Raw genomic sequence first — 20,634 nt, 5'->3', positions numbered from 1 at the left:
ATGGGGCTTTCGCTTAGCGACAAGGTGCTGCGGGGGCACGCGGTGGACCATGACCCCAGCGCCGTCATTCAGCAAGTGCGGGTGGATGCCCTACTCGGCCATGACGCGACGATCGGGCTGCTGATGGAGCGGTTCGAAGAGCGTGGTCTGCGCATCTGGGATCCAACCCGGGTGATCTTTACCAACGATCACTTCTCACCGCCCGCGACTGCCGAACGCGCCGACATATCCCGGCGTTTCATCGACTTCTCCCGGCGCCAGCAGGTCGGTAACCTGCTGGTAGACAAGGGGATCTGTCACCAGTTGCTGGTCGAAAACCGGCTCTGCCTGCCCGGCAGCCTCATCGTCGGTGCCGACAGCCACACGATCATGGCCGGTGGCGTCGGAGCCTGCGCAACCGGCATGGGCTCGACCGACATTATGTTCGCCCTTGCCACCGGCACCACCTGGATGCGCGCCCCTAGCACGATCAAGATCACCTTCCACGGGACGCTGCCCCCGAGTTGCAACGGCCGCGACATCGTCCTGCACCTGTTGGCCGAGCTCGGCGAGCACGGCGGCCGGTATCGTTCGCTGGAGTTCCACGACCACGCCGAACCCAAGCTGGCCCAGGACGAGCGCTTCGCGATCGCCAACATGGCGGTCGAAATGGGCGGGAAATTCGGTATTTTCGTACCCGACGAGGTGACCTTTGCTTACCTGCGGCAACGTGACGGCAGCGTACCGGCCGAGGTCACGCTGCCCGATGACGACGCTGACTACGAGCGGGAGGTCGAAGTTGATCTGACCCGGCTGCGCCCAATGGTCGCAAAGCCGTGGTCACCAGCGAACGTGATCCCCGTCGATGCGCTGGACCCCACCCCTGTCACCATGGCATTTCTCGGTTCATGCAGCAGCGGAAGGCTTTCCGATATCAAAGTTGCCGCCGAGGTGTTGCGAGGCCGGCAGGTCGACGAGCGGGTGCGGTTCGTGGTCATCCCGGCATCGGTGGCCGTCTTCCAACAGGCGCTGCGGATGGGTTACGTCGAAACGCTGACCGACGCCGGCGCCTTATTCAACCAGTCCAGCTGTGGCCCCTGCGGCGGTATCGACAAGGGTGTGCTTGGAGCGGACGACGTGTGCGTCTCAACGTCGAACCGGAATTTCCGGGGACGAATGGGCCACTGGGACAGTCGCACCTACCTGGCCAGCCCACGCACGGTGGCAATGGCGGCGTTGCACGGATCTTTGGGAGGTGTGGTCGAGTGAACCAATTGCGCGGGCGGGCATGGGTATTCGGCGATGACGTCAACACCGACGTGATCCACCCCCCGTCGTTCTTCAGTTTGGACCACGAGGTGGTGAAGCGCGGACTGTTCAACAAGCTCGACCCCACCATGCAACCTGCAATCATCCCGGGCGACATGATCATCGGCGGGCGCAATTTCGGCTGTGGGTCCAGCCGCGAAACCTCGATACAGAGCCTGCTGCTCAACCGCATCGGGGCTATCGTGGCGGCCGATTTCGCCAGGATCTTCTACCGCAATGCGACCAACAACGCTTTGCCCTGCGTGACTTTCAGCGATCCTGCGGATCTGCAGCTGATCTCCGGCGGCCAACTCCTCGAGTTGCATTTCCAAGACTGGACGCTGCGCACCGATTCCGGCGATCGAATCCAGCTTGAACCGCCGGGCAACTTTGTGCAGCGCATCTGGCAGGCGGGTGGGCTGCTCGAGCTGCTCGACAATCGCGAAAAGATATGCAGCGACTAGGCAATCCGTAGCGCGCGCAGGACCGCGTGCCTGGCCGAACGGTCTCCGATCGCGAGCCGGGCAGATCCATCTTGGTAAGCCTTGACACCGATGTTCGCACCGGAGAGCATCTCGGCCACGTGGGTGTGTGGCAGGTAGAGAAAGTTTGCGTAGCTTCGCGGGACCGGAATTCCGCCTGCTATCAAGGCATCGCGCAACTCATCGCGGTCTTCGACGATGGTCTTGACCCGTGCCGCCAACTCGTCCTCGGCTCGATAGGACGCCAGCACGGCAGACTCGGCGGCAACACTGAGTGCGAAAGGCACCTGGCGCGCCCGGATTCGCGCCGCCAGGTCAGCAGCGCCGAAGGCATAGCCGATTCTCAAACCGGCTAATCCGTAGGCCTTGGAAAAAGTCCTCAGTACCAACACGTTTGGGTGCCTAGTGGTGATCGATCGAACATCTATCAGGTCGGCGTGGTCCAGGAATTCGACATAGGCTTCGTCGAGTATGACGGTGACCTGCCGCGAAACAGCGGTGAGGAACTCCTCGAGTTCGGGACCGTCGACGAGCGTGCCGGTCGGATTGTGCGGACGGCACACGACGATGACCCCGGTTTGATTCGTTTGCGCCGCCGCCATCGCGGCAAGGTCTTGACGACCGAGCGCGTCGAGGGGCACCGTCACGGAGGCGGCTCCCACGATGCGGGAGATGATCGAATAGCCATCGAAAGTGGGTGTCGCATAGATCATCTCATCGCCCCGGCGGGTGACCGAGTCGATGATCTGCATGGCGACACCGGTGGCTCCGGCGCCGACGACGACCTGGTCGGATTCCACGCCGATGTGGCTGGCGATCAACTGCTCGACCCGATGTGGCAGAAACTCCGGATAGCGGTTTGCCCGGGCCATGGCCTCATCGATAGCGTCGCGTACCGATGGCAAAGGCGGAAAAGGGTTTTCACTCAAGCTCAACTCATGGCGGGTTGAATACGGCGCTGTAAGGCAGACGTTATTCGTTGTCACAGTGAGGAATCCGCCCATCTGAGTTATATCGGTCGGTCCATAGTCTACCCAGCTGAACGGGATTTTGGAACGCTTGCTCCGCACCCCGTTGGCTCAGTAAGCGACACCCGCGCCGGCTGTCGTGGTTGACACCCGCGTGGCGGCCGGGTTAATTGACCGGTATGACAGACGTTTCTACGATTGCACCGACCGACGTGGTGACAGGAATGTGGCGAGCACTGTCGCGCCGGGACTGGGACGCGGTCATGACGTTCCTTTCCGATGACTGCCTATACGTCGACATGCCGCTTCCCGCGGCTTCGGCGCGGGGTCCGGAAAACATCGTGACGCGGCTCAAGCTCGGCCTCGCCGAGTTGGCGAGTTATGAGAATCACGACGGACTGTTGCTGTCCAACGGGTCCGACGTCGTGTACGAGCACTCCGAGACCTGGACGTTCCAGACCGGCGAGCAAGGCACCCTGAGATTCGTTTCGGTGCACCAGGTCGCGGACGGGAAAATCTGTGTCTGGAAGGACTACTGGGATATGAACAGCCTGGTCGCCTTCGCGCCACCAAGCCATTTCGAGAACCTGGCCAGCGGGGACATGTCCTGGATCTTCGACGCAACCGCCTTGGTGTAGACGCCGCCTCTGATGGCGCAGCCGACCTACGCGCGGATGCGGGCCGCACATCTGGCTGCGGTGCAGGCTGCCCTGGTCGACCATGTTGCACGGCTGGGCTTCTCGCGCAGCCAGATCGAGGAATATCAGACGCACCGATTGCGCGCATTGCTGGGGTACGCCGCGGCGCGGTCACCGTTTCACGCCCGACGATTGCGGACGCTGGACACCCCGCGCGCCACCATCGCCGACCTGGCGTCCGTGCCGATGATGACCAAGCACGACGCCCAGCAGAACTGGGACAACATCATCACCGCTCCCGGCCTCGACCGGGCCGGCGCCGAACGGGTTCTTGCCCAGCAGCAATGGTTTTCCTATACCGGCGAGCACCAGATCTTCAGCTCCGGCGGGTCCAGCGGGATTCGCGGGGTGTACGTCTGGGATTGGGATTTCTACATTTCGGCGACCTGCCTGGCCTGGCGGATGCAGGCCCGCGAGGAGCAACGTCGGCAGGTGCGTCCGGCGCGGCTGGCCGTGCTGTCCGCCGGAGTGCCCCCGCACGCCAGCACTCCCCTTTTCGATGTCCCGACCACCCCCACGATGCAGACCGTCGTGATCGCTGCCGGCGCCCCGTTTCACGACGTGCTGGCGGCGGTGGCCGCTGCCCAGCCCACTCACCTGGTGGGCTATCCGACGGTGATCGGTCGACTGGCCCGAGCCGCCATCGCCGGTGATCTGCAGATTGCGCCGGTGCGGGTCAGCACCAACTCCGAACCACTGCTCGACGAAGATCGGGGCGCGATCGCCGAAGCCTGGGATGCAGTCATCCACAACCTTTGGGGCTCAACAGAGATCGGTGTTCAGGCCGTGGGCTGCGGGCAGGGCGAGGGATTGCACGTGTGTGAGGACGAGGTCATTTTGGAACGGGTGGACGAGGGCGGCGCGCCGGTCGATCCGGATCAGCCCGCGGCGCGGACGCTGGCAACCGGCCTGGCGAATCGCACGTTTCCGTTCATCCGCTACGACCTGGGTGATCAGGTGGTGCCGCTACCGGGCAACTGCGCATGCGGCAGCGCGTTCGCGCGGGTTGCGGATATCGGCGGCCGCCGCGACGACGACTTCCGATACGGGGACGTGACGGTGCCGCCAATCGCGTTTCGCCATGTCCTCGGTACCGACCCAGATGTTTCGGAGTACCAAGTCACCCAAACCGCCACCGGCGCCGACATTCTGATCGTCGGCACACCCGACCCGGAAGCGCTCACCGCAGACCTGGCCGATGCGCTCCGCCGTTACGGACTGGCACAACCCAACGTCGGTATCACCCTGTGCGACAAGCTGAATCGGCACCAGGCCAGCGGCAAGTTGCGCCGATTCATCCCACTGGCGTGACCGGGCCCCGCGGGTCCCCGCTGGCCAATCGATACACCCGCGCCGCGTTGTGACGGGCAATCAGATCGACGACCCGGATGGCATCCGTCTCGCTCCAATCGCCGGCATCGACGAACCCACGCAGGATCCGATGAATCCCGCCGCGCCACAGCGCGGCACCGAGAAAGTGCAGTTCGGCGGGTCCGAAACCGTCCGAGGAGTACAGGATCTTGCGGAACGGCGCCAACTCCAGAAGGCGGCCAATGAACTCCGGCGAGCGCGCCCCCAGGTAGTTCACGCTCAACCCGCCGTCGACGTAGACGTTGTTGAACGCTTGGGCCAGATAGCCGGCCTCGCGCTCGTACGGATAGCAGTGCAGCAACACGATCGGGGTGTCGCCCGACTCGCGCAGAAAGTCAAGCAGCGCAAGTGGGTTGGTCTTGTGTAGATCGCACTCCCGGTCGCCTAGGCCGACATGCAACTGCAGTGGCTTGCCCAACCGCAGCGCCTGGTGCAATCCGAACCGCAACAGCGTTCGATCGGTGACGCGGATACCGCCGTTGTCGCGCCAGCGTTGCGCGGCCATGGCGACCTCCGCCACCGACGGTTCGCTCAGATCGCCCGCGAATCCGCTTCGGTAGGCCAGGATGGACTTGGTGCCGACCGCGGTGGCGGTGCGCCGGCGCAAGATCTCTTCGAAGGCCGTCGCGTAGTCTCCCGGTGCCTGGGCGGCCTGTTCGGCGACCTGCTCGAGGCGAACCACTTCGTAGGCGCGGCGGCCGGACAGTTCGCTCATCTCGGCGACACTGGCGATGTCGTCACCGAATCCCGTGTCGACCAGCCAGTTGCTCACCCCGGCGGCGGGCAGAAACATCCGGGCCAACTCGGCCTCGCCGAATTGGCTGCGACGCTCCCAATATTCATGGGGCTCAGCATGTTTGGGTAGCCCTAGGATCGGACTGCAGTGGTTGCGGACGGCGAAGCCCAACTGCGAATCGAATCCGGAGTCGAATTCGGCGAGGGGTTCGGTGTTGGCCTCGTTGAGCGCGTTCTCGAATCGTCGCCGGTCCCCCGCGTTGATCCAGCACCCGTGTACGTGCTGGTCGATCAGCGTCACCTGGTTGATGTGCTCGGCTAGGGCCGAATCAGGGGGCAGGGTCATACGCTCCAGGCCATCCGGAATTTGTCCGCGAGTGCCGCGGGCTCCAGGTCTGCGTACCGGTCATGCTCCAGCCGGCGAAGCGCCAGCACCATGTCGACCACCGGATCTCCGAGTATCTCCCGCAGCGACGTCGACTGTTCAAGTGCGCCAATTGCTTCCAGTTGTGACTCGGGTAGCAGCAGCGTGCCGGCACGGGTCCGGTCCGGTTCGGACTGCAGTGCAGGGTCTATCGTCGTCTCCGGCGGTAACGGCAGTTCGTTCTCGATGCCGTCCAGTGCGAGCCCCAGGATTGTCGCGGACGCCAGGTAGGGGTTGGCAGATGGGTCCACGATTTTCACTTCTACGTTGCCGCCGTGCGGGTTGCCGGGGCCGCCCTGCACGAATCGCACTGCCGCTTCCCGGTTTTCGATACCCCAGCACGCGTAGGCGCCCGCCCAGTTGCCGGGGCGCATCCGCAGGCCGGAGACAATTGATCCGCACAGAATTCCCTGCGCGCCGGGCAACCCGCGTAGGACGCCGGCGATCGCGGACTGGCCGGCCATTGTCATCCCGCCCGGGCCGGTTCCGTCGGAGAACAGCGGCCCATCCTGCATTGTCAGCGAAAAATGCTGGTGCGCACCGGATCCGACGTCGCCGGCAAAGGGCGCCGGGGACAGGCTGACCCGCATCCCGAAACGCCGTGCGGCGCGACCGATGATGAGCCGCATCAGCACCAATTGGTCGGCCGCTGCCACCGGCGATTGCGGTGGCAGCGAAATCTCGAACTGGTTGGCTCCGTATTCGGGATGAAACTGCTCGATCGGCACCCCCGCGAGCGTGGCGGCGGCCGTGACATCGCGGACGAACCCTTCGTGTTCGAGTACCCCGGCCAGCCCGTACTGCGCCCACAAGGTGGCCGGCAGCGCAGCGCCGTCGGCGCCGACGAGTAAAAATTCGATCTCGTGGCCGATCGCGGCTTCGATGCCGGCCGAGCCCAAGGCGGCCTCGATGCGGGCGAGCGTTCCGCGGCTGCACAACGACACGGGCGCACCGTCCTGCTCGAAGAAGTTGGCCGGCGCCCAGGCCAGACCGTCCCCGATGATGCGTAATGCGGACAGGTCGATACGCAACCGTTGATCGCCGACCACTCCGACACTGTCGGTGAACGCAATACCGGTCTGGTCGATGGCAAAGGCGTGCCAGGACGGGCTGGCGCCGAGGCCGGGATCGGCGAAGGTGTTGATGCGGCGCAGCGGGACGGTTTTGGCATGGGTGAGACCGGCTGGGTTCAGCACGGTGCCGACGACGGTGTCGACGCCCTTCGCCTCGAGTTGGGCGATCGCCGCGGCGGCAACCGGGGTCGCTGTCATGGCTGCCGCCGCCTAGTGGTCAGGCCCGGCTGGGCAACGTCAGCTTGCAGGCCTGACCGATATCCAGGGTCCGCAACACGCGACCCATGCCCACCCATAGCGCGCACGAGATGGCCAGGTCGGCCAGCAACTCCTCGGAGAAGTGCGCGTTCGCACGGTTCCAGAAGTCTTCGTCGTCGCGCAGCACGGTGTGCTCGGTGGAGAACCGGTGCGCAAACTCGGCGGCCAGCCGCTCCTGCTCGCTGTATCCAGGCCAGGTGCGCCACTCGCTGGCGTGGTCATAGAGTTCCTCGTCCACTCCGGCGGCCGGCCCGTCGGCGTCGCGGGTGTTGGCGCAGACGATGCACTCGTTGTTGTTGGCGATAACCGCCCGCGCAATCTCGCGAGTGCGCAGCGGCAGCCGGTTGCTCGTGTAGACCGCGCGGCTGAAATTGGCCATCGCACCACCAAGTTCAGGGGATTTGAGGACCCAGCCGGCCACGTCGTCGTCAGCGAAGGTTCCGATTCGGCTCATGGCGAGATGGTACGCCCGCCGGCCTTGCGCACCGCCGGTGCCTCGTCGAACCAATCCCGCTGCGCAATGACGCGGTAAGCCACCCGTCCGAGCGCGGCTTCGACCTCGCGGCGGTCGGGTCGGCCGTCGAACCCGGGCGACCGCGACAGCTTGTCGATAATCCATGCCAGCAGAAGCGAATACACGTAATCGACCTGCTGCACCCCGGCCGGGGTCAGCCATAGCCGATCGTCCTCGCGCAGCACGTAACCGGCGGTCACCAACCGATCGAAAGTGGGTTCCAGGAGCTCGAACGGAATCTGCAGGTTATCGCCGATATCGGTGAGGCGTGCAATGCCGAAGAACTGTCCGTAGCGGTTGACCCGCAACACCGCCCACAGACCGGCAACGTCGAGTCGGCAATCCGGCCGCAGCGCGATACTGCGCAGCCGCATGCCAGTCTCGGCACGCAGCATCCGGGCAATTGCGTTCTCCAGCAGTCGTTCCGGTGTCTCGGTGGTGGGCATCGCGAACCCGTCGCCGAGATCGACCGCACTGGTGTGGATGTCGCGGAGCGGAACTTCGCGCAGGAACAGCGCCAAGACGAAACCCAGCGCGGCTACCGGGGCCGCCCACAGGAAAACCTGGGAGAGCGATTCGGCGTAGGCCTGCACGATCGGCGCCGCCACGGCCGCGGGCTGGCGGTGCAGCGCGCCCGGAGAACTCACCGCTTCGGGTGACGCGCCGGTCGCTGCCAGCGCCGAGGCGAGTCTTCCGTCCAGGAAGTTGACGAACAGCGAACCGAAAATCGCTGCGCCAAACGAGCTTCCGATGGTTCGGAAGAAACTCACCCCAGAGGTGGCCACGCCGAGGTCTTCGAAGTGCGAGGTGTTCTGCACCACCAGTACCAGCACCTGCATGGACAGGCCAATGCCGGCACCGAGGATCAGCAAATACACCGATTGCACCCAGGCAGAAGTCGACCCGTCCATCCGTGACATCAACACGAACGCGATCGTCATCAACGCCGTACCGGCCACCGGAAAGATCTTGTAGCGGCCCGTGCGGCCGACCACGGTGCCGCTGCCGGTGGAGGTGATCAACATGCCGATCACCATCGGCAGGGTGCGCAGCCCCGACGTGGTGGCCGAAACGCCGTCGACGTACTGCATGAACGTCGGCAGAAAAGTCATGGCGCCCAGCATCGCGAACCCGACCACGAACGAGAGCACACAGCACACCGTGAATACCGGATTGGCAAACAGTCGGATCGGCAGAATCGGTTCGGCCGCACGGGTTTCGGCCCACACAAACAACGCCAAACCGACCACGGCTCCGACGAACAACCCGATGATCGTCGGTGAGCCCCACGCGTAAACGGTCCCGCCCCAACTGGTTGCCAGGGTCAGACCCGTCGCGCTCAGACCGATGAGCACTATCCCGGCGTAGTCGATGATCGGCTGGGGGGCCTTTCCGGTGTTCGGGCCGGTGCTTGGGGCCAGCGACGGGATCGCCGCCGCGGCCACGCAGATCACCACCACTGACACCGGCAGGTTGATCCAGAACGCCCATCGCCAGGTCAGATAGTCGGTGAAATAACCTCCGAGCAATGGGCCGATGACCGTCGTCACCCCGAATACCGCGCCCAGCATCCCCTGATAGCGCCCTCGTTCCCGAAGTGGGACAACCTCACCGATCAGGGCGGTGGCGGTGACTGTGATCGCGCCGCCACCGATTCCTTGCAAGGCCCGGGATCCCACCAGCATGGTCATCGACTGCGCCAGTCCGCATAGGACCGAGCCCGCGACGAAAAACAGCACCGCGGCTTGAAACACGCGTTTGCGGCCGAACAAGTCGCCGAATTTGCCGACCAGTGCGGTCACGACCGTCGATGCCAGCAGGTAGCTGGTGACCACCCAGGATTGATGGCCGGCGTCGCCCAAGTCAGCGACTATGGTCGGCAGCGCCGTCGCCACGATGGTCTGATCGAGGGCAGCCAACAGCATTCCCAGCACGATCGCCAGGAAGATGAAGTTGCGTCGCTGCGGGGTGATCAGCGTTGCATTTGGCACCGAGTCAGCGGACGGTGCGGGTGCGGTGATCGTCGCTCTCGGGCCTGCCATTGCCGCCTTCCAGTCTTGACCCCGCGCCGCAGCGGCCGTGAGGCGGTCAGCTGGGTGGGCGCGAGACGCACTGGGCGGAGTAGAGCTCCTCACCCAGCTTGTCCATCAACTCCAGCTGCGTCTCCAGGTAGTCGACGTGGGATTCTTCGTCGGCCACAATCCCTTCGAGCAATGCGGCACTCGTGCTGTCCTGCTTTTCCCGGCACATGATGATGCCCGGTTTGAGCCGAGCCAACACCTCATATTCGATGGCCAGGTCGGCCTCGAACTGCTCGCGCAGCGTCTGTCCAATGCGCAGCGAGAAGATGCGCTGGTAGTTGGGTAGTCCGTCGAGCAACAGGATGCGGTCCGTGATGGCCTCGGCGTGCCGCATCTCGTCGAACGATTCCGCTCGGGTGTGTTTTGCCAGTTCGGTAAAGCCCCAGTTGTCCTGCATCTTCGAGTGCAGGAAGTACTGGTTAATTGCGGTGAGCTCGCTGGTCAACTGCTCGTTGAGCAGGCGCAAAACTTCCGGATCACCTTGCATGATCACTCCTACGGTTAAGGCTGTCATGGCGTACCGCAAGGCAGGCTGGGCTGGAGCGAGCCGTGCGGGGTGTAGCTGCGCCCGTCGAATCCAGAAACGCGGCGCCGATTCAAATCTAGTGCCAACCGAGGTCCTCGGCGCAGCCTTTATTACGCGGTCGGCGCGTCCGGTGACGCTGGATCCGGCAGCGTGGTCTGCTTCTTAGGTTAGACTCTACTAACCTACTTAGGTTAGACTCCACTAATATGCGGCCCATGCATCCAGCTCCTGGTATCCAATCAATGGGTGCTCTCTGATGTATGTGTGCCTGTGCGTCGGAGCCACCAACCAAACGGTTTGTGACGTCGTCGCGCGTGGTGCGTCAACTTCCAAAGAGATCGCTGCGGCCTGTGGCGCCGGCGCCGACTGCGGCCGCTGCCGCCGGACATTGCGCGCAATTCTGGCGGCCTCCCAGGTAGAACAGGCCGAGCTCAGCGCCTCGCGCTAGCGAGGACGATTGCTGAAGTCAGCCAGCGCCGCCGCGTTGGCCTGCGTTCCCATCAGTTCCGCGAAATGGGCGTTCTCCCGTGCGGTCGCTGCCGCGATGCCGGGGCGCAGCGGCTCGGTCATGGTGTGTTTGACCGCGATCAGGCTCGAAATCGGGCGTGCTGCCAGGATCTCGGCATGACGACGGGCTTCGGACATCAAGTCCTCGGGTTCGCAGACCCGCCACACCAGTCCCATCCGCAGTGCCTCCTCGGCGTCGACCCATTCCGAGGACAGCAGTAGCCACGCGGCGTTCTGCCGACCGATCAGTTGGGGCAACAGATACGACGACGCCGCTTCCGGCGCCACGCCCAGGCTGGTGAAGGGGCACTTCAGCCGTGCTGTCGTCGACATGAAGGCCAGGTCGGCGTAGCCGAGGACGGTGGTGCCGATGCCCAACCCGACGCCGTTGACGGCGCAGATGAACGGCTTGTTGAACGCGCTGAGCGCTTCGATGAGTCCGCGGAAGCCGCACGTGCCCGGCTGGAAATCAGGGTCGGTGATCATGGCCTGCATGTCGGCAAGATCGGTACCCGCGCTGAATGCGCGCCCGGCGCCGGTCAACAGCACGACGGCGACCTCCGGGTCGTCGGCGGCATCCAGCAGCGCCTGGGTGGTGGCGTCATAGAGCGCTTCGTTGAAGGCATTGAGCGCCTCGGGCCGGTTCAGCGTGAGGGTGCGAACGCGGTTTTCGTCGTTGATGAGCAGCGTCACGGGTCGGAGCTTAGCCTTCGCGTCTGCTCACGCCCGGAGGTCATCCGTTGCTGTAGACGCGAGTTGGCTCGATCAGCACGACCGACCGGCGCTCCCGCGACATCACCCGGTCGTAGGAGTCCCAGTCGTCGTGCGTGCCGCCCGCGGCGGTGAAGACGTCGCGCAGCAACACCCGCAACTGGTCGGCGTCGTTCAGCCAGGACGGCGTGTCATCCGGTCCAGCCAACTCCGCCCGCCCTTCGGCGGTGGCCCATTGCCAACCGTTGCGGAACGTGACGGCCAACTGCGGTCGCGCCCGCAGGTTGGCGAGTTTGACCTTGCCGTAGGTGGTGAAGCCCAGGACGGGTGCCCCACCGGCCGGATGGGCCAGCAGTCCCACGTTGACCAGGGATGCCTGCACCGTACCGTCGGCGCGGACCGTCGAAATCACCGCCAAGCCACTCTCGGACTTCGCCAGCGCCACTGCCTCTTCGAGTGTCGTCATCAACGTTCCCCAATCCGGTCGTTCCACGGCGTCGAGATCACATAGCGACTGGTGGGTACCGTGTCGATATTCTGGTTGGCACCGAAAGCGGTTGTGCTGGCCACCATCCGGCCCACTCGGTGCTGCAGGTCGGCGTCGTCGGAAGCTCCGAAGAATGCTCTCAGATCCGAAACTGCCGCCAGTGGGAACAACTCCTCGACGATCGCGTCGATTCCCGGGGCGTCGGGGGTGAGAGCGCGAACCACCCAGTTCTGGGTGTAGCCGAAGGTCGACTGGGTTTCGATGGCGACCGGGGTGTGGTCGAGTTGCCAGCGGTTCAGCCACGTCGCCTGGTCCAAGTCGGCAGGCCGGCGCAACAACGCGATATTGGCTAAACCCGTTGTGCGAGAGCCTGGTTCGAATTCCGGCGCGGCCAGTGGTACCGACTCGGTCACCAGGTAGGCCGCGAACTGTTCGCATTCGTCGGCGAGCAGGCGCAGCGCCGCCGTCGTCTGCTCGCCATAGCACTGTTGGGTCCACAGGCTGACCACCGCCGCCACCGGCGGATCCAGCGTCGTCAGCGTCATCAGCGACTCGCGTACCGCGCTGTCGCGAACATTGATCGACAACCCGGCTATGTCAAACCCTGGGTCCAACCCTGGGTCCAACCCTGCCAACTGGTCGGCCACCGGGCCCCGAAGGCGGGCGCACCAGTCATCCTCAAACTCGGCCCGTCGCAGGACTGCGATTACTTTCTCCATGCGCCGAACCTAGCCTCTCTCAATTGTCGTCGACGAGGCGTACCGGTTGGCTTTCGGACACGAGTTCTCCGATGATGCCGGCAAGTCGGCGGTAGGGGTCATCGCGTCCGGCGGACGAACGAAACACCAAGCCGATCTGCCGGTTCGGACGCGGAGCAGCGAACTGCGCGAGTCCGACTGGGCTGCGTGCGGTTTCGACACCGACCGCGCTCTGCGGAATGAGTGTCACCCCCAGCCCGCCGGCGACGCACTGGACCGCGGTTGCCAGCGACGCTGCGCGGGTGTCGGCCAATTCTGCGCGCACGCCGGCCTTCTGGCATACGTCCAGGGCCTGGTTGCGCAGACAGTGGCCCTCATCGAGCAACAGCATCGGCAACTCCGCCAGCAGCGCGGGCGATATCCGGCGCTTGCCGGACAGTCGATGCCCGGGCGGCAGCGCCAGCACGAAATCCTCTTCGTAGATCGGGATTTCGGTCAGTCCGGGCGAATCGGCGGGTAGCGCGATCAGTGCCGCATCCAACGCGCCGTCGCGCAGCGCCGCCAGCAGGCGCTCGGTCTGGTCTTCCACGACTTGCACGGTCAGCGCCGGAAGGCGGCGGGCGAGTCCGGCCAGAAGGCTGGGTAGCACATAGGGAGCCACCGTCGGGATCAATCCCAACCGGATGCTGCGTTCCAGTGGATCCGACGCCCCGGCGGCCGCGTCGATGAATGCCTGTGCCGCTTCGACCGCTGCTCGGGCCAGCGGCAGTAGCTGCACACCTTCGGCGGTGAGGCGCATTCGTCGTGTCGATCTCTCCACGAGGTTCATGCCGATTCCTGCTTCCAGCGCGGCCAAGGCCTGCGAAAGTGTCGACTGGCTCACGCCGAGAGTTGTTGCCGCACTGCCGAAATGCTGCTTTCCGGCGACCGCGACAAAGGCTCGCAACCCGGCCAGGGTGGGGTGAAAGCTCTTATTGGGCATACCTATTAGTATATTGCCTAAGATCACCTTTACTTAATGACAACCAGAGGGCATCATGGGGTTATACGAAACTTGAATGGATCCAGAAAAGGAGCAAAGATGACCCTACTGACCATCGGCGAACAATTTCCCGCTTACCAGTTGACCGCTCTGATCGGTGGCGACCTGTCCAAGGTAGACGCCCAACAACCCGGTGACTACTTCGCCACGATCTCTAGCGAGGACCACCCCGGCAAGTGGCGGATTGTGTTCTTCTGGCCCAAGGACTTCACCTTCGTGTGCCCGACCGAGATCGCCGCATTCGGAAAGTTGAACGACGAGTTCGAGGACCGCGACGCGCAGGTGCTGGGCGTTTCGATCGACAGCGAGTTCGTCCACTTCCAGTGGCGTGCGCAGCACGAGGATCTGAAGAAGTTGCCGTTCCCGATGTTGTCCGACATCAAGCGGGAACTCGCACTTGCGACCGGTGTGCTCAACGCTGACGGTGTCGCCGACCGCGTGACCTTCATCGTCGATCCCAACAACGAGATCCAATTCGTCTCGGCGACGGCCGGATCCGTGGGGCGTAACGTCGATGAGGTGCTGCGGGTTCTGGACGCATTGCAATCTGACGAGTTGTGCGCGTGCAACTGGCGCAAGGGCGACCCGACGATCGATGCGGGCGAACTGCTCAAGGCGTCAGCTTAAGAGTGCGTGAGGAGTAACAAGAGTAAGAGGAGAACGAATACATGAGTGTCGAAAGTCTGAAGGCCGCACTGCCCGAGTACGCCAAGGACCTCAAACTCAACCTCGGCTCGATCACCCGCACCACGGCACTGGACGAGGAGCAGCTGTGGGGCACCTTGCTAGCCAGTGCCGCGGCGACGCGGAACACGCAGGTGCTGGCTGAGATCGGGGCCGAGGCGGCCGACAACCTGTCCGCCGAGGCGTACAACGCCGCGCTGGGTGCCGCCTCGATCATGGGCATGAACAACGTGTTCTACCGCGGCCGCGGGTTTTTGGAGGGCAAGTACGACGACCTGCGCGCCGGCCTGCGAATGAACATCATCGCCAATCCCGGTGTGGCGAAGGCGAACTTCGAGTTGTGGAGTTTCGCGGTGTCATCGATCAACGGGTGCTCGCACTGCCTCGTGGCCCACGAGCACACCCTGCGTGAAGAGGGTGTCAGCCGGGAGACGATTCTGGAGGCGCTCAAGGTCGCCGCGATCGTTTCCGGTGTGGCACAAGCGATCAGTACCGCGCAGACCCTGGCGGCGGTCGGCTGACCACGGCTGTGACCGGCCCTGGTTGGATCGAACACGCGATCTGGTGGCAGGTCTATCCCCTGGGCTTTGTCGGTGCCTTCCCCGCGGAGGACCGGCCCGGCCCAGGGGAACACCGGCTGCGCCGACTCGTCGACTGGTTCGATCACGCCATCGCGCTGGGCGCCTCCGGCGTCAGCCTGGGTCCTGTCTTCGCCTCGCGCACACACGGTTACGACACCACCGACCATTACCGCATCGATTCCCGACTCGGTGACGACGACGACTTCGACTATCTGATCACCGAAGCACACCGTCGGGGTCTGCGCGTGCTGCTCGACGGCGTATTCAATCACGTAGGTACCGAATTCCCGGCACGCGAGGGCTGGCTCAGTGGTGGAACCTTCGAGGGCCACGCCGAACTCCTCGCCTTCAACCACGGCAATCCCGAGGTTGCCGATTACGTCGTCGACGTGTTGACGCACTGGCTGGACCGCGGCGCCGACGGCTGGCGGTTGGACGCGGCTTACGCTGTGCCACCGTATTTCTGGGCTAACGTGCTGCCCAGGGCGCGGGACCGGCATCCGGACGCGTGGTTCGTCGGCGAGCTCATCCACGGTGACTACGCTGCGGTCGTTGATGCTGCGCGCCTGGACTCGGCTACTCAGTATGAGTTGTGGAAGGCGATCTGGAGCAGCCTGAACGACGGTAACTTCTACGAACTGGACTGGACACTGCAGCGGCACAACGAGTTTCTGGAAACCTTCGTGCCGATGACCTTCATCGGCAATCACGACGTAACCCGGATCGCCAGCCAGCTACAGCAACCCGATCATGTCGCGCATGCGTTGGTGGTTCTGCTGACGGTGGGAGGTGTGCCGAGCATTTATGCCGGCGATGAGTTGGGTTACCGCGGCCTCAAAGAGGAACGCTACGGTGGTGACGACGCGGTACGGCCGGAGTTCGCTTCTCCCCCAACCCAATCAGACGATCCCATCTGGGCATTGCACCAATATCTGGTCGGCCTGCGCCGCCGCCATCCGTGGCTGCACCGCGCGTCTACCAAAGCGCTGCAACTGGACAACCGGCACTATGTCTACCAGACCCGACACGGTGACGAGGCGCTGCTGGTCGCACTCAATATCAGCGACGAACCGCTGCAAGTGTCGTTGCGCGACTTGGGCGCATCCCCGGCCCGCCTAGTCGCGGGATCAACGGCGCCGCCCGAAGAGGTCGTCGACACCGTGGCGGTCGAACCCCACGGGTGGCGGATTTTGCGGCCTAGCTGAGCAGTGCAACGGTCTTCGGGTCCTGCTCGCCGCCGTAGTACTTGTCGAGCAGCGCGACGAAATCCTGGTTGTCACAACTGGCGCGGGCGAACAAGGTCATCGACGAACGCAGTTTCAGGTCGTCGGGCCAGCCGAAGATTTGGGTGGCCGAACGATCCTGCACCTGGTTGACCAGACGCGCGCACTCGCGCAGCCGCGGCCCGAGCAATTCATGGTCCAGATACGCGCGGGCCTCATCCAGCGAGGAGATGCCGTAGTAGTCGGCGGTCGGGGTCCGGCCCAGCCCGCGCAGTTGCGGGAACACGAACCACATCCAGTGGCTGCGTTTGTGTCCGGCGCGCAGCTCGGCGACGACACTGTCGTAGACGCCGGCCTGCGCGTCGACGAAGCGCGCTAGGTCAAAACTCATCTATCTACGTTTACACCCCTGGTTAGATCAGTTAATGGCGGTCAAGCGACAAGTGCCCAAGATTCGAGACCTGGCGCCGCTGATGCAGGTCAAAAAGCCGCAGTTCAACCGCACCCAGCGCCGCCTGGACGCGGCATTGACCATCGCGGATCTGCGGCACATCGCCAAGCGGCGCACCCCGGCGGCGGCCTTCGACTACACCGACGGCGCCGCCGAGGACGAGCTGTCCATCGCTCGTGCCCGACAAGCCTTCCGCGACATCGAGTTTCATCCGACGATCCTGCGGGACGTCACCAACGTCACCGCCGGCTGGAACGTCCTGGGGCACCCGGTGGTGCTGCCATTCGGGATCGCCCCCACCGGGTTCACCCGCTTGATGCACACCGAAGGTGAAATCGCCGGTGCCCGAGCGGCGGCCGCCGCGGGCATCCCCTTTTCGCTGTCCACCCTGGCCACCAGTTCGATCGAGGACGTCGTGGCAGCTGCCCCGCAGGGGCGCAAGTGGTTTCAGCTGTACATGTGGAAGGACCGCGAGCGCTCGATGGCGTTGGTGCAACGCGCGGCGGACGCGGGGTTCGACACCTTGCTGGTGACCGTCGACGTCCCGGTCGCCGGGGCACGGCTGCGTGATGTTCGCAACGGGATGTCGATCCCGCCGGCACTCACGCTACGCACCGTGCTCGATGCGGTGCCGCACCCGCATTGGTGGTTCGACCTGCTCACGACCGAGCCGTTGTCCTTTGCGTCGCTGGATCGTTGGTCGGGCACCGTCGGTGAGTACTTGAACACCATGTTCGACCCCAGTGTCACCTTCGACGACCTGGCCTGGATCAAGGCGCGGTGGCCCGGCAAACTCGTCGTCAAAGGGATCCAGACACTTGATGACGCACGTGCTGTTGTCGAGCGCGGCGTGGACGGGATCGTGTTGTCCAATCACGGTGGCCGCCAACTGGATCGCGCCCCGGTGCCGTTCCGCCTGTTGCCGTCGGTGGCCCGTGAACTGGGCCGAGACACCGAGATCCTGCTGGATACCGGCATCATGTCCGGCGCCGATATCGTCGCGGCGATTGCTTTGGGAGCGCGCTGCACGCTGGTGGGACGGGCATATCTCTACGGGCTGATGGCCGGTGGCGAAGCGGGTGTGCGCAAGGCGATCGACATCCTGCAGAGCGGGGTGCTGCGAACCATGGCGCTGCTGGGCGTGACATGCCTGGAAGAACTCTCCCCTAAGCACGTGACGCAGCTGCGCTAGTAACGCAAGTCACGGGAACAAACCGAAAGCCGCCAAGGTTGAGCCAATCGGACTTAACTTTGGGAGGATTTGATGGCTGAAGCCAAATCGATGCCGGTCCTGTTCGCTACCGACACGATCGTGCTGCCGGGCATGGTGGTGCCGATCGCGCTGGACGATGCCGCCCGCGCCGCGGTCGACGCCGCTCAGGCCAGCGAATCGCGCGAACTGCTCATCGCCCCGCGGCTGGAGGACCGCTACCCGACCCACGGTGTGGTGGCCGAGATTCTGCAGGTGGGCCGAATCGCCGGCGGCGACGGGACGGCCGCGGTGGTGCGCGGTGAGCGTCGGGCACTCATCGGTGCCGGGGCCAGCGGGCCGGGCACGGCGTTGTGGGTCGAGGTGACCGAGGTGCCGGAGGTCGAGGTGACCGAGGAGGTCAAGGGCCTTGCCGGCGAGTACAAGAAGCTGCTGCTGGCGATGCTGCAACGGCGCGAGGCGTGGCAGATCATCGACTACGTCAACAGCTTGACCGACCCGTCGGCGCTGGCCGATACGTCGGGCTACGCCTCCTACCTCTCCGCCGAACAGAAGCGGCAACTGCTGGAGACCGTGGATGTTGCCCAGCGGTTGCGCGTGCTGATCGACTGGACCAGCGAACACCTGGCCGAGGTCGAGGTGAACGACAAGATTGCCGAGGATGTCCGCGAAGGCATGGAGAAGACGCAGAAGGAGTTCCTGCTGCGTCAGCAGTTGGCCGCCATCCGCAAGGAACTTGGGGAAGGCGAACCCGACGGCTCTGACGATTACCGGGCCCGGGTGGAATCCGCCGACCTGCCGGCGAAGGTGCGCGAGGCCGCCTTGCGCGAGGTCGGGAAACTGGAGCGGGCCAGCGACCAGAGCCCGGAAAGCGGCTGGATTCGTACCTGGCTGGACACCGTGCTGGACCTGCCCTGGAACGTGCGGACCGCGGACTCGACAGACCTTGCCGCGGCACGGGAGGTCCTGGATGCCGACCACCACGGGCTGGACGACGTCAAAGACCGCATCGTCGAATACCTGGCAGTGCGTAGCCGCCGGGCGCAGCGCGGGCTGCAGGTCGTCGGCGGACGCGGCTCGGGTGCGGTGATGGTGCTGGCCGGCCCACCCGGCGTCGGCAAGACGTCGCTGGGCGAGAGCGTAGCTCGTGCGCTGGGCCGCAAGTTCGTGCGCGTCGCCCTGGGCGGGGTGCGCGACGAGGCCGAGATCCGCGGGCACCGGCGCACCTACGTCGGCGCGCTGCCGGGTCGCATCGTGCGTGCCATCGGCGAGGCAGAGTCGATGAATCCTGTTGTGCTGCTTGACGAAATCGACAAGGTGGGCTCGGACTACCGGGGCGATCCGAGCGCGGCGCTGCTCGAGGTGCTCGACCCCGCGCAAAACCACACCTTTCGCGACCACTACCTGGATCTGGACCTGGATCTTTCCGACGTGGTGTTCCTGGCTACCGCCAACGTGATCGAGAACATCCCGTCGGCGCTGCTGGACCGCATGGAGCTGGTGCAGATTGACGGCTACACCGAGGACGACAAGGTGGCCATTGCCCGCGATTACCTGTTGCCGCGGCAACGGGAGCGGGCGGCGCTGAGCGAGGACGAGGTCACGGTGACCGATGCCGCGCTGCGCAAGATCGCAGCCGACTACACCCGCGAGCCGGGTGTGCGCCAGTTCGAGCGATTGCTGGCCAAGGCCCTGCGCAAGGTGACCACCAAGTTGGCCGACAACGACGAGCCGATCACGGTCGACGAGCCGGATCTGGTTGGCTACCTGGGCCGGCCGCGCTTCACCCCGGAGTCGGCCGAACGTACCGCGGTGCCCGGCGTGGCCACCGGCCTGGCCGTGACCGGCCTGGGCGGCGATGTGCTCTACATCGAGGCGGGCTCAACCGACGGCGAACCGGGCCTGCAGCTGACCGGTCAATTGGGTGACGTGATGAAGGAGTCGGCGCAGATCGCGCTGTCTTACGTGCGCTCACACGCTGCCGAGCTCGGTATGGACCCGAGCGTGCTGGACCGGCGCATCCACGTGCACGTGCCGGCCGGCGCGGTGCCCAAGGATGGTCCGTCCGCCGGTGTCACCATGGTGACCGCGCTGGTGTCGATGGCTACCGGACGCCAGGTTCGTTCGGATGTGGGTATGACCGGTGAGGTCACGCTAAACGGCCGGGTGCTGCCGATCGGCGGCGTCAAACAGAAGCTGTTGGCTGCCCAACGTGCCGGTCTGTCAACGGTTTTCATCCCGGCGCGCAACGAGCCGGATTTGGATGACGTCCCAGCCGAAGTGCTCGAGACACTGACCGTCAAACCGATGACCGACGTCGCCGAGATCGTGGCGCAGGCGCTGGAACCGGCAACGGCAAGTGCCGCGGAGGGCGCAGCGGCCTAGGAGCGTTAAGGTGCACGGATGGCTGTGATCATCCGCAAGATGCTCGGGATCGGCAAACTGCCCGCGGACCTGCGGGCCGAGGCCGAGAAAGAGAACATCATCCACCTGACCGAGTTCATTCCAGTCACGTTGCGATTCACCGGCTCGGTACCGGGCAAGGTGTCCAAAGGCAACCTGCGTAGCTACGTCGGCGCTCTGGTCATCACGTCCGAGCGGGTCCTGGGCACCGTCGACAAGG

General features: G+C 64.7%; 21 protein-coding genes and 1 pseudogene. 11 read left to right on the top strand and 11 right to left on the bottom strand.

Going from position 1 to position 20,634, the window contains the following annotated elements:
- Positions 1-1,248, top strand: coding sequence for a 3-isopropylmalate dehydratase large subunit (locus A5634_RS17460; protein ID WP_065145287.1), 1,248 nt, complete (start codon positions 1-3; stop codon positions 1,246-1,248).
- Complete coding sequence (locus A5634_RS17455) at positions 1,245-1,751, top strand: aconitate hydratase (protein WP_081290499.1); 507 nt, start codon at positions 1,245-1,247, stop codon at positions 1,749-1,751. The genes A5634_RS17460 and A5634_RS17455 overlap by 4 nt, the downstream gene beginning before the upstream one ends.
- Here A5634_RS17455 and A5634_RS17450 read toward each other — a convergent pair.
- Positions 1,748-2,773: an aminotransferase class I/II-fold pyridoxal phosphate-dependent enzyme gene (locus A5634_RS17450; protein WP_065145286.1), complete on the bottom strand. Its 1,026-nt coding sequence runs from the start codon at positions 2,771-2,773 to the stop codon at positions 1,748-1,750. The genes A5634_RS17455 and A5634_RS17450 overlap by 4 nt on opposite strands.
- A 143-nt stretch (positions 2,774-2,916) precedes the next feature.
- On the opposite strand from A5634_RS17450, the gene A5634_RS17445 reads away from it, so the two are divergent.
- Together A5634_RS17445 and A5634_RS17440 are read left to right on the top strand one after the other, a co-directional pair.
- On the top strand, positions 2,917-3,375 hold the full coding sequence (locus tag A5634_RS17445) for a nuclear transport factor 2 family protein (RefSeq protein ID WP_065145285.1): 459 nt from the start codon (positions 2,917-2,919) through the stop codon (positions 3,373-3,375).
- Positions 3,376-3,387: 12 nt separating this feature from the next.
- Entirely contained in the window at positions 3,388-4,746 is a 1,359-nt protein-coding gene (locus A5634_RS17440; protein ID WP_065145284.1) for a phenylacetate--CoA ligase family protein, read from the top strand.
- Here the strand turns inward: A5634_RS17440 and A5634_RS17435 are convergent.
- Genes A5634_RS17435 through bfr form a run of 5 tightly spaced genes read right to left on the bottom strand, consistent with a single transcriptional unit; the run spans position 4,730 to position 10,378 of the window.
- Entirely contained in the window at positions 4,730-5,887 is a 1,158-nt protein-coding gene (locus A5634_RS17435; protein WP_065145283.1) for an amidohydrolase family protein, read from the bottom strand. The two genes, A5634_RS17440 and A5634_RS17435, sit on opposite strands and share 17 nt — an antisense overlap.
- The gene (locus A5634_RS17430) at positions 5,884-7,236 is read right to left on the bottom strand and encodes a glutamine synthetase family protein (RefSeq protein ID WP_065145282.1); all 1,353 of its coding nucleotides are present in this window, start codon (positions 7,234-7,236) and stop codon (positions 5,884-5,886) included. Before A5634_RS17430 ends, A5634_RS17435 begins: the two co-directional genes overlap by 4 nt.
- 19 nt (positions 7,237-7,255) lie before the next feature.
- Positions 7,256-7,750 carry a carboxymuconolactone decarboxylase family protein gene (locus A5634_RS17425; RefSeq protein WP_065145281.1) on the bottom strand — a complete coding sequence of 165 codons (495 nt, stop codon included), beginning with the start codon at positions 7,748-7,750 and terminating at the stop codon, positions 7,256-7,258.
- Positions 7,747-9,852 carry an MDR family MFS transporter gene (locus A5634_RS17420; RefSeq protein WP_172831728.1) on the bottom strand — a complete coding sequence of 702 codons (2,106 nt, stop codon included), beginning with the start codon at positions 9,850-9,852 and terminating at the stop codon, positions 7,747-7,749. The genes A5634_RS17425 and A5634_RS17420 overlap by 4 nt, the downstream gene beginning before the upstream one ends.
- Before the next feature lie 46 nt (positions 9,853-9,898).
- A complete protein-coding gene (bfr, locus tag A5634_RS17415; protein ID WP_065145303.1) occupies positions 9,899-10,378 on the bottom strand; it encodes a bacterioferritin in 480 nt (159 codons plus the stop codon).
- 295 nt (positions 10,379-10,673) lie between these two features.
- Here bfr and A5634_RS17410 point away from each other — a divergent pair, with 295 nt between their 5' ends.
- The gene (locus tag A5634_RS17410; RefSeq protein ID WP_065145280.1) at positions 10,674-10,865 is read left to right on the top strand and encodes a (2Fe-2S)-binding protein; all 192 of its coding nucleotides are present in this window, start codon (positions 10,674-10,676) and stop codon (positions 10,863-10,865) included.
- Here A5634_RS17410 and A5634_RS17405 read toward each other — a convergent pair.
- Genes A5634_RS17405 through A5634_RS17390 form a run of 4 tightly spaced genes read right to left on the bottom strand, consistent with a single transcriptional unit; the run spans position 10,862 to position 13,802 of the window.
- The gene (locus tag A5634_RS17405; protein ID WP_065145279.1) at positions 10,862-11,617 is read right to left on the bottom strand and encodes an enoyl-CoA hydratase/isomerase family protein; all 756 of its coding nucleotides are present in this window, start codon (positions 11,615-11,617) and stop codon (positions 10,862-10,864) included. The two genes, A5634_RS17410 and A5634_RS17405, sit on opposite strands and share 4 nt — an antisense overlap.
- Before the next feature lie 40 nt (positions 11,618-11,657).
- Positions 11,658-12,101, bottom strand: a complete 444-nt coding sequence (locus tag A5634_RS17400; RefSeq protein WP_065145278.1) for a TIGR03618 family F420-dependent PPOX class oxidoreductase — start codon at positions 12,099-12,101, stop codon at positions 11,658-11,660.
- Positions 12,101-12,841 carry an EthD domain-containing protein gene (locus A5634_RS17395; RefSeq protein ID WP_065145277.1) on the bottom strand — a complete coding sequence of 247 codons (741 nt, stop codon included), beginning with the start codon at positions 12,839-12,841 and terminating at the stop codon, positions 12,101-12,103. The genes A5634_RS17400 and A5634_RS17395 overlap by 1 nt, the downstream gene beginning before the upstream one ends.
- A gap of 19 nt (positions 12,842-12,860) precedes the next feature.
- Positions 12,861-13,802: a hydrogen peroxide-inducible genes activator gene (locus tag A5634_RS17390; RefSeq protein WP_081290498.1), complete on the bottom strand. Its 942-nt coding sequence runs from the start codon at positions 13,800-13,802 to the stop codon at positions 12,861-12,863.
- Between the two features lie 99 nt (positions 13,803-13,901).
- Between A5634_RS17390 and A5634_RS17385 the strand changes: the two genes are divergently transcribed.
- Genes A5634_RS17385 through A5634_RS17375 form a run of 3 tightly spaced genes read left to right on the top strand, consistent with a single transcriptional unit; the run spans position 13,902 to position 16,332 of the window.
- On the top strand, positions 13,902-14,489 hold the full coding sequence (locus A5634_RS17385; protein ID WP_065145276.1) for a peroxiredoxin: 588 nt from the start codon (positions 13,902-13,904) through the stop codon (positions 14,487-14,489).
- A gap of 41 nt (positions 14,490-14,530) precedes the next feature.
- Positions 14,531-15,067 carry an alkyl hydroperoxide reductase gene (locus A5634_RS17380; RefSeq protein WP_065145275.1) on the top strand — a complete coding sequence of 179 codons (537 nt, stop codon included), beginning with the start codon at positions 14,531-14,533 and terminating at the stop codon, positions 15,065-15,067.
- Entirely contained in the window at positions 15,064-16,332 is a 1,269-nt protein-coding gene (locus A5634_RS17375) for an alpha-amylase family glycosyl hydrolase (RefSeq protein ID WP_065145274.1), read from the top strand. The genes A5634_RS17380 and A5634_RS17375 overlap by 4 nt, the downstream gene beginning before the upstream one ends.
- Here the strand turns inward: A5634_RS17375 and A5634_RS17370 are convergent.
- Positions 16,325-16,741, bottom strand: a complete 417-nt coding sequence (locus A5634_RS17370) for a DUF1810 domain-containing protein (protein ID WP_065145273.1) — start codon at positions 16,739-16,741, stop codon at positions 16,325-16,327. The two genes, A5634_RS17375 and A5634_RS17370, sit on opposite strands and share 8 nt — an antisense overlap.
- Positions 16,742-16,775: 34 nt before the next feature.
- Here A5634_RS17370 and A5634_RS17365 point away from each other — a divergent pair, with 34 nt between their 5' ends.
- The 3 genes and pseudogenes from A5634_RS17365 to A5634_RS17355 form a co-directional block, all read left to right on the top strand.
- Positions 16,776-17,993: an alpha-hydroxy acid oxidase gene (locus A5634_RS17365; protein ID WP_065145272.1), complete on the top strand. Its 1,218-nt coding sequence runs from the start codon at positions 16,776-16,778 to the stop codon at positions 17,991-17,993.
- 72 nt (positions 17,994-18,065) lie between these two features.
- Positions 18,066-20,396, top strand: coding sequence for an endopeptidase La (lon, locus tag A5634_RS17360; protein ID WP_065145271.1), 2,331 nt, complete (start codon positions 18,066-18,068; stop codon positions 20,394-20,396).
- 18 nt (positions 20,397-20,414) lie between these two features.
- Positions 20,415-20,634 (top strand): annotated as a pseudogene (locus tag A5634_RS17355) (hypothetical protein); the annotation flags it as partial.

The sequence above is a fragment of the Mycobacterium asiaticum genome, assembly GCF_001673365.1.
Taxonomy (GTDB): Bacteria; Actinomycetota; Actinomycetes; order Mycobacteriales; family Mycobacteriaceae; genus Mycobacterium; species Mycobacterium asiaticum_A.
Note: the sequence above shows the minus strand (reverse complement) of the source record. Positions and strands in the feature narration are given on the sequence as shown.

Excerpts from the sequence above, each read along its gene's own strand:
- A5634_RS17460 (WP_065145287.1), top strand. The coding sequence starts at position 1 with ATGGGGCTTTCGCTTAGCGACAAGGTGCTGCGGGGGCACGCGGTGGAC.
- A5634_RS17450 (WP_065145286.1), bottom strand. The coding sequence starts at position 2,773 with ATGGGCGGATTCCTCACTGTGACAACGAATAACGTCTGCCTTACAGCG.
- A5634_RS17445 (WP_065145285.1), top strand. The coding sequence starts at position 2,917 with ATGACAGACGTTTCTACGATTGCACCGACCGACGTGGTGACAGGAATG.
- A5634_RS17440 (WP_065145284.1), top strand. The coding sequence starts at position 3,388 with ATGGCGCAGCCGACCTACGCGCGGATGCGGGCCGCACATCTGGCTGCG.
- A5634_RS17435 (WP_065145283.1), bottom strand. The coding sequence starts at position 5,887 with ATGACCCTGCCCCCTGATTCGGCCCTAGCCGAGCACATCAACCAGGTG.
- A5634_RS17430 (WP_065145282.1), bottom strand. The coding sequence starts at position 7,236 with ATGACAGCGACCCCGGTTGCCGCCGCGGCGATCGCCCAACTCGAGGCG.
- A5634_RS17425 (WP_065145281.1), bottom strand. The coding sequence starts at position 7,750 with ATGAGCCGAATCGGAACCTTCGCTGACGACGACGTGGCCGGCTGGGTC.
- A5634_RS17420 (WP_172831728.1), bottom strand. The coding sequence starts at position 9,852 with ATGGCAGGCCCGAGAGCGACGATCACCGCACCCGCACCGTCCGCTGAC.
- bfr (WP_065145303.1), bottom strand. The coding sequence starts at position 10,378 with ATGCAAGGTGATCCGGAAGTTTTGCGCCTGCTCAACGAGCAGTTGACC.
- A5634_RS17410 (WP_065145280.1), top strand. The coding sequence starts at position 10,674 with ATGTATGTGTGCCTGTGCGTCGGAGCCACCAACCAAACGGTTTGTGAC.
- A5634_RS17400 (WP_065145278.1), bottom strand. The coding sequence starts at position 12,101 with ATGACGACACTCGAAGAGGCAGTGGCGCTGGCGAAGTCCGAGAGTGGC.
- A5634_RS17395 (WP_065145277.1), bottom strand. The coding sequence starts at position 12,841 with ATGGAGAAAGTAATCGCAGTCCTGCGACGGGCCGAGTTTGAGGATGAC.
- A5634_RS17390 (WP_081290498.1), bottom strand. The coding sequence starts at position 13,802 with ATGCCCAATAAGAGCTTTCACCCCACCCTGGCCGGGTTGCGAGCCTTT.
- A5634_RS17385 (WP_065145276.1), top strand. The coding sequence starts at position 13,902 with ATGACCCTACTGACCATCGGCGAACAATTTCCCGCTTACCAGTTGACC.
- A5634_RS17380 (WP_065145275.1), top strand. The coding sequence starts at position 14,531 with ATGAGTGTCGAAAGTCTGAAGGCCGCACTGCCCGAGTACGCCAAGGAC.
- A5634_RS17370 (WP_065145273.1), bottom strand. The coding sequence starts at position 16,741 with ATGAGTTTTGACCTAGCGCGCTTCGTCGACGCGCAGGCCGGCGTCTAC.
- A5634_RS17365 (WP_065145272.1), top strand. The coding sequence starts at position 16,776 with ATGGCGGTCAAGCGACAAGTGCCCAAGATTCGAGACCTGGCGCCGCTG.
- lon (WP_065145271.1), top strand. The coding sequence starts at position 18,066 with ATGGCTGAAGCCAAATCGATGCCGGTCCTGTTCGCTACCGACACGATC.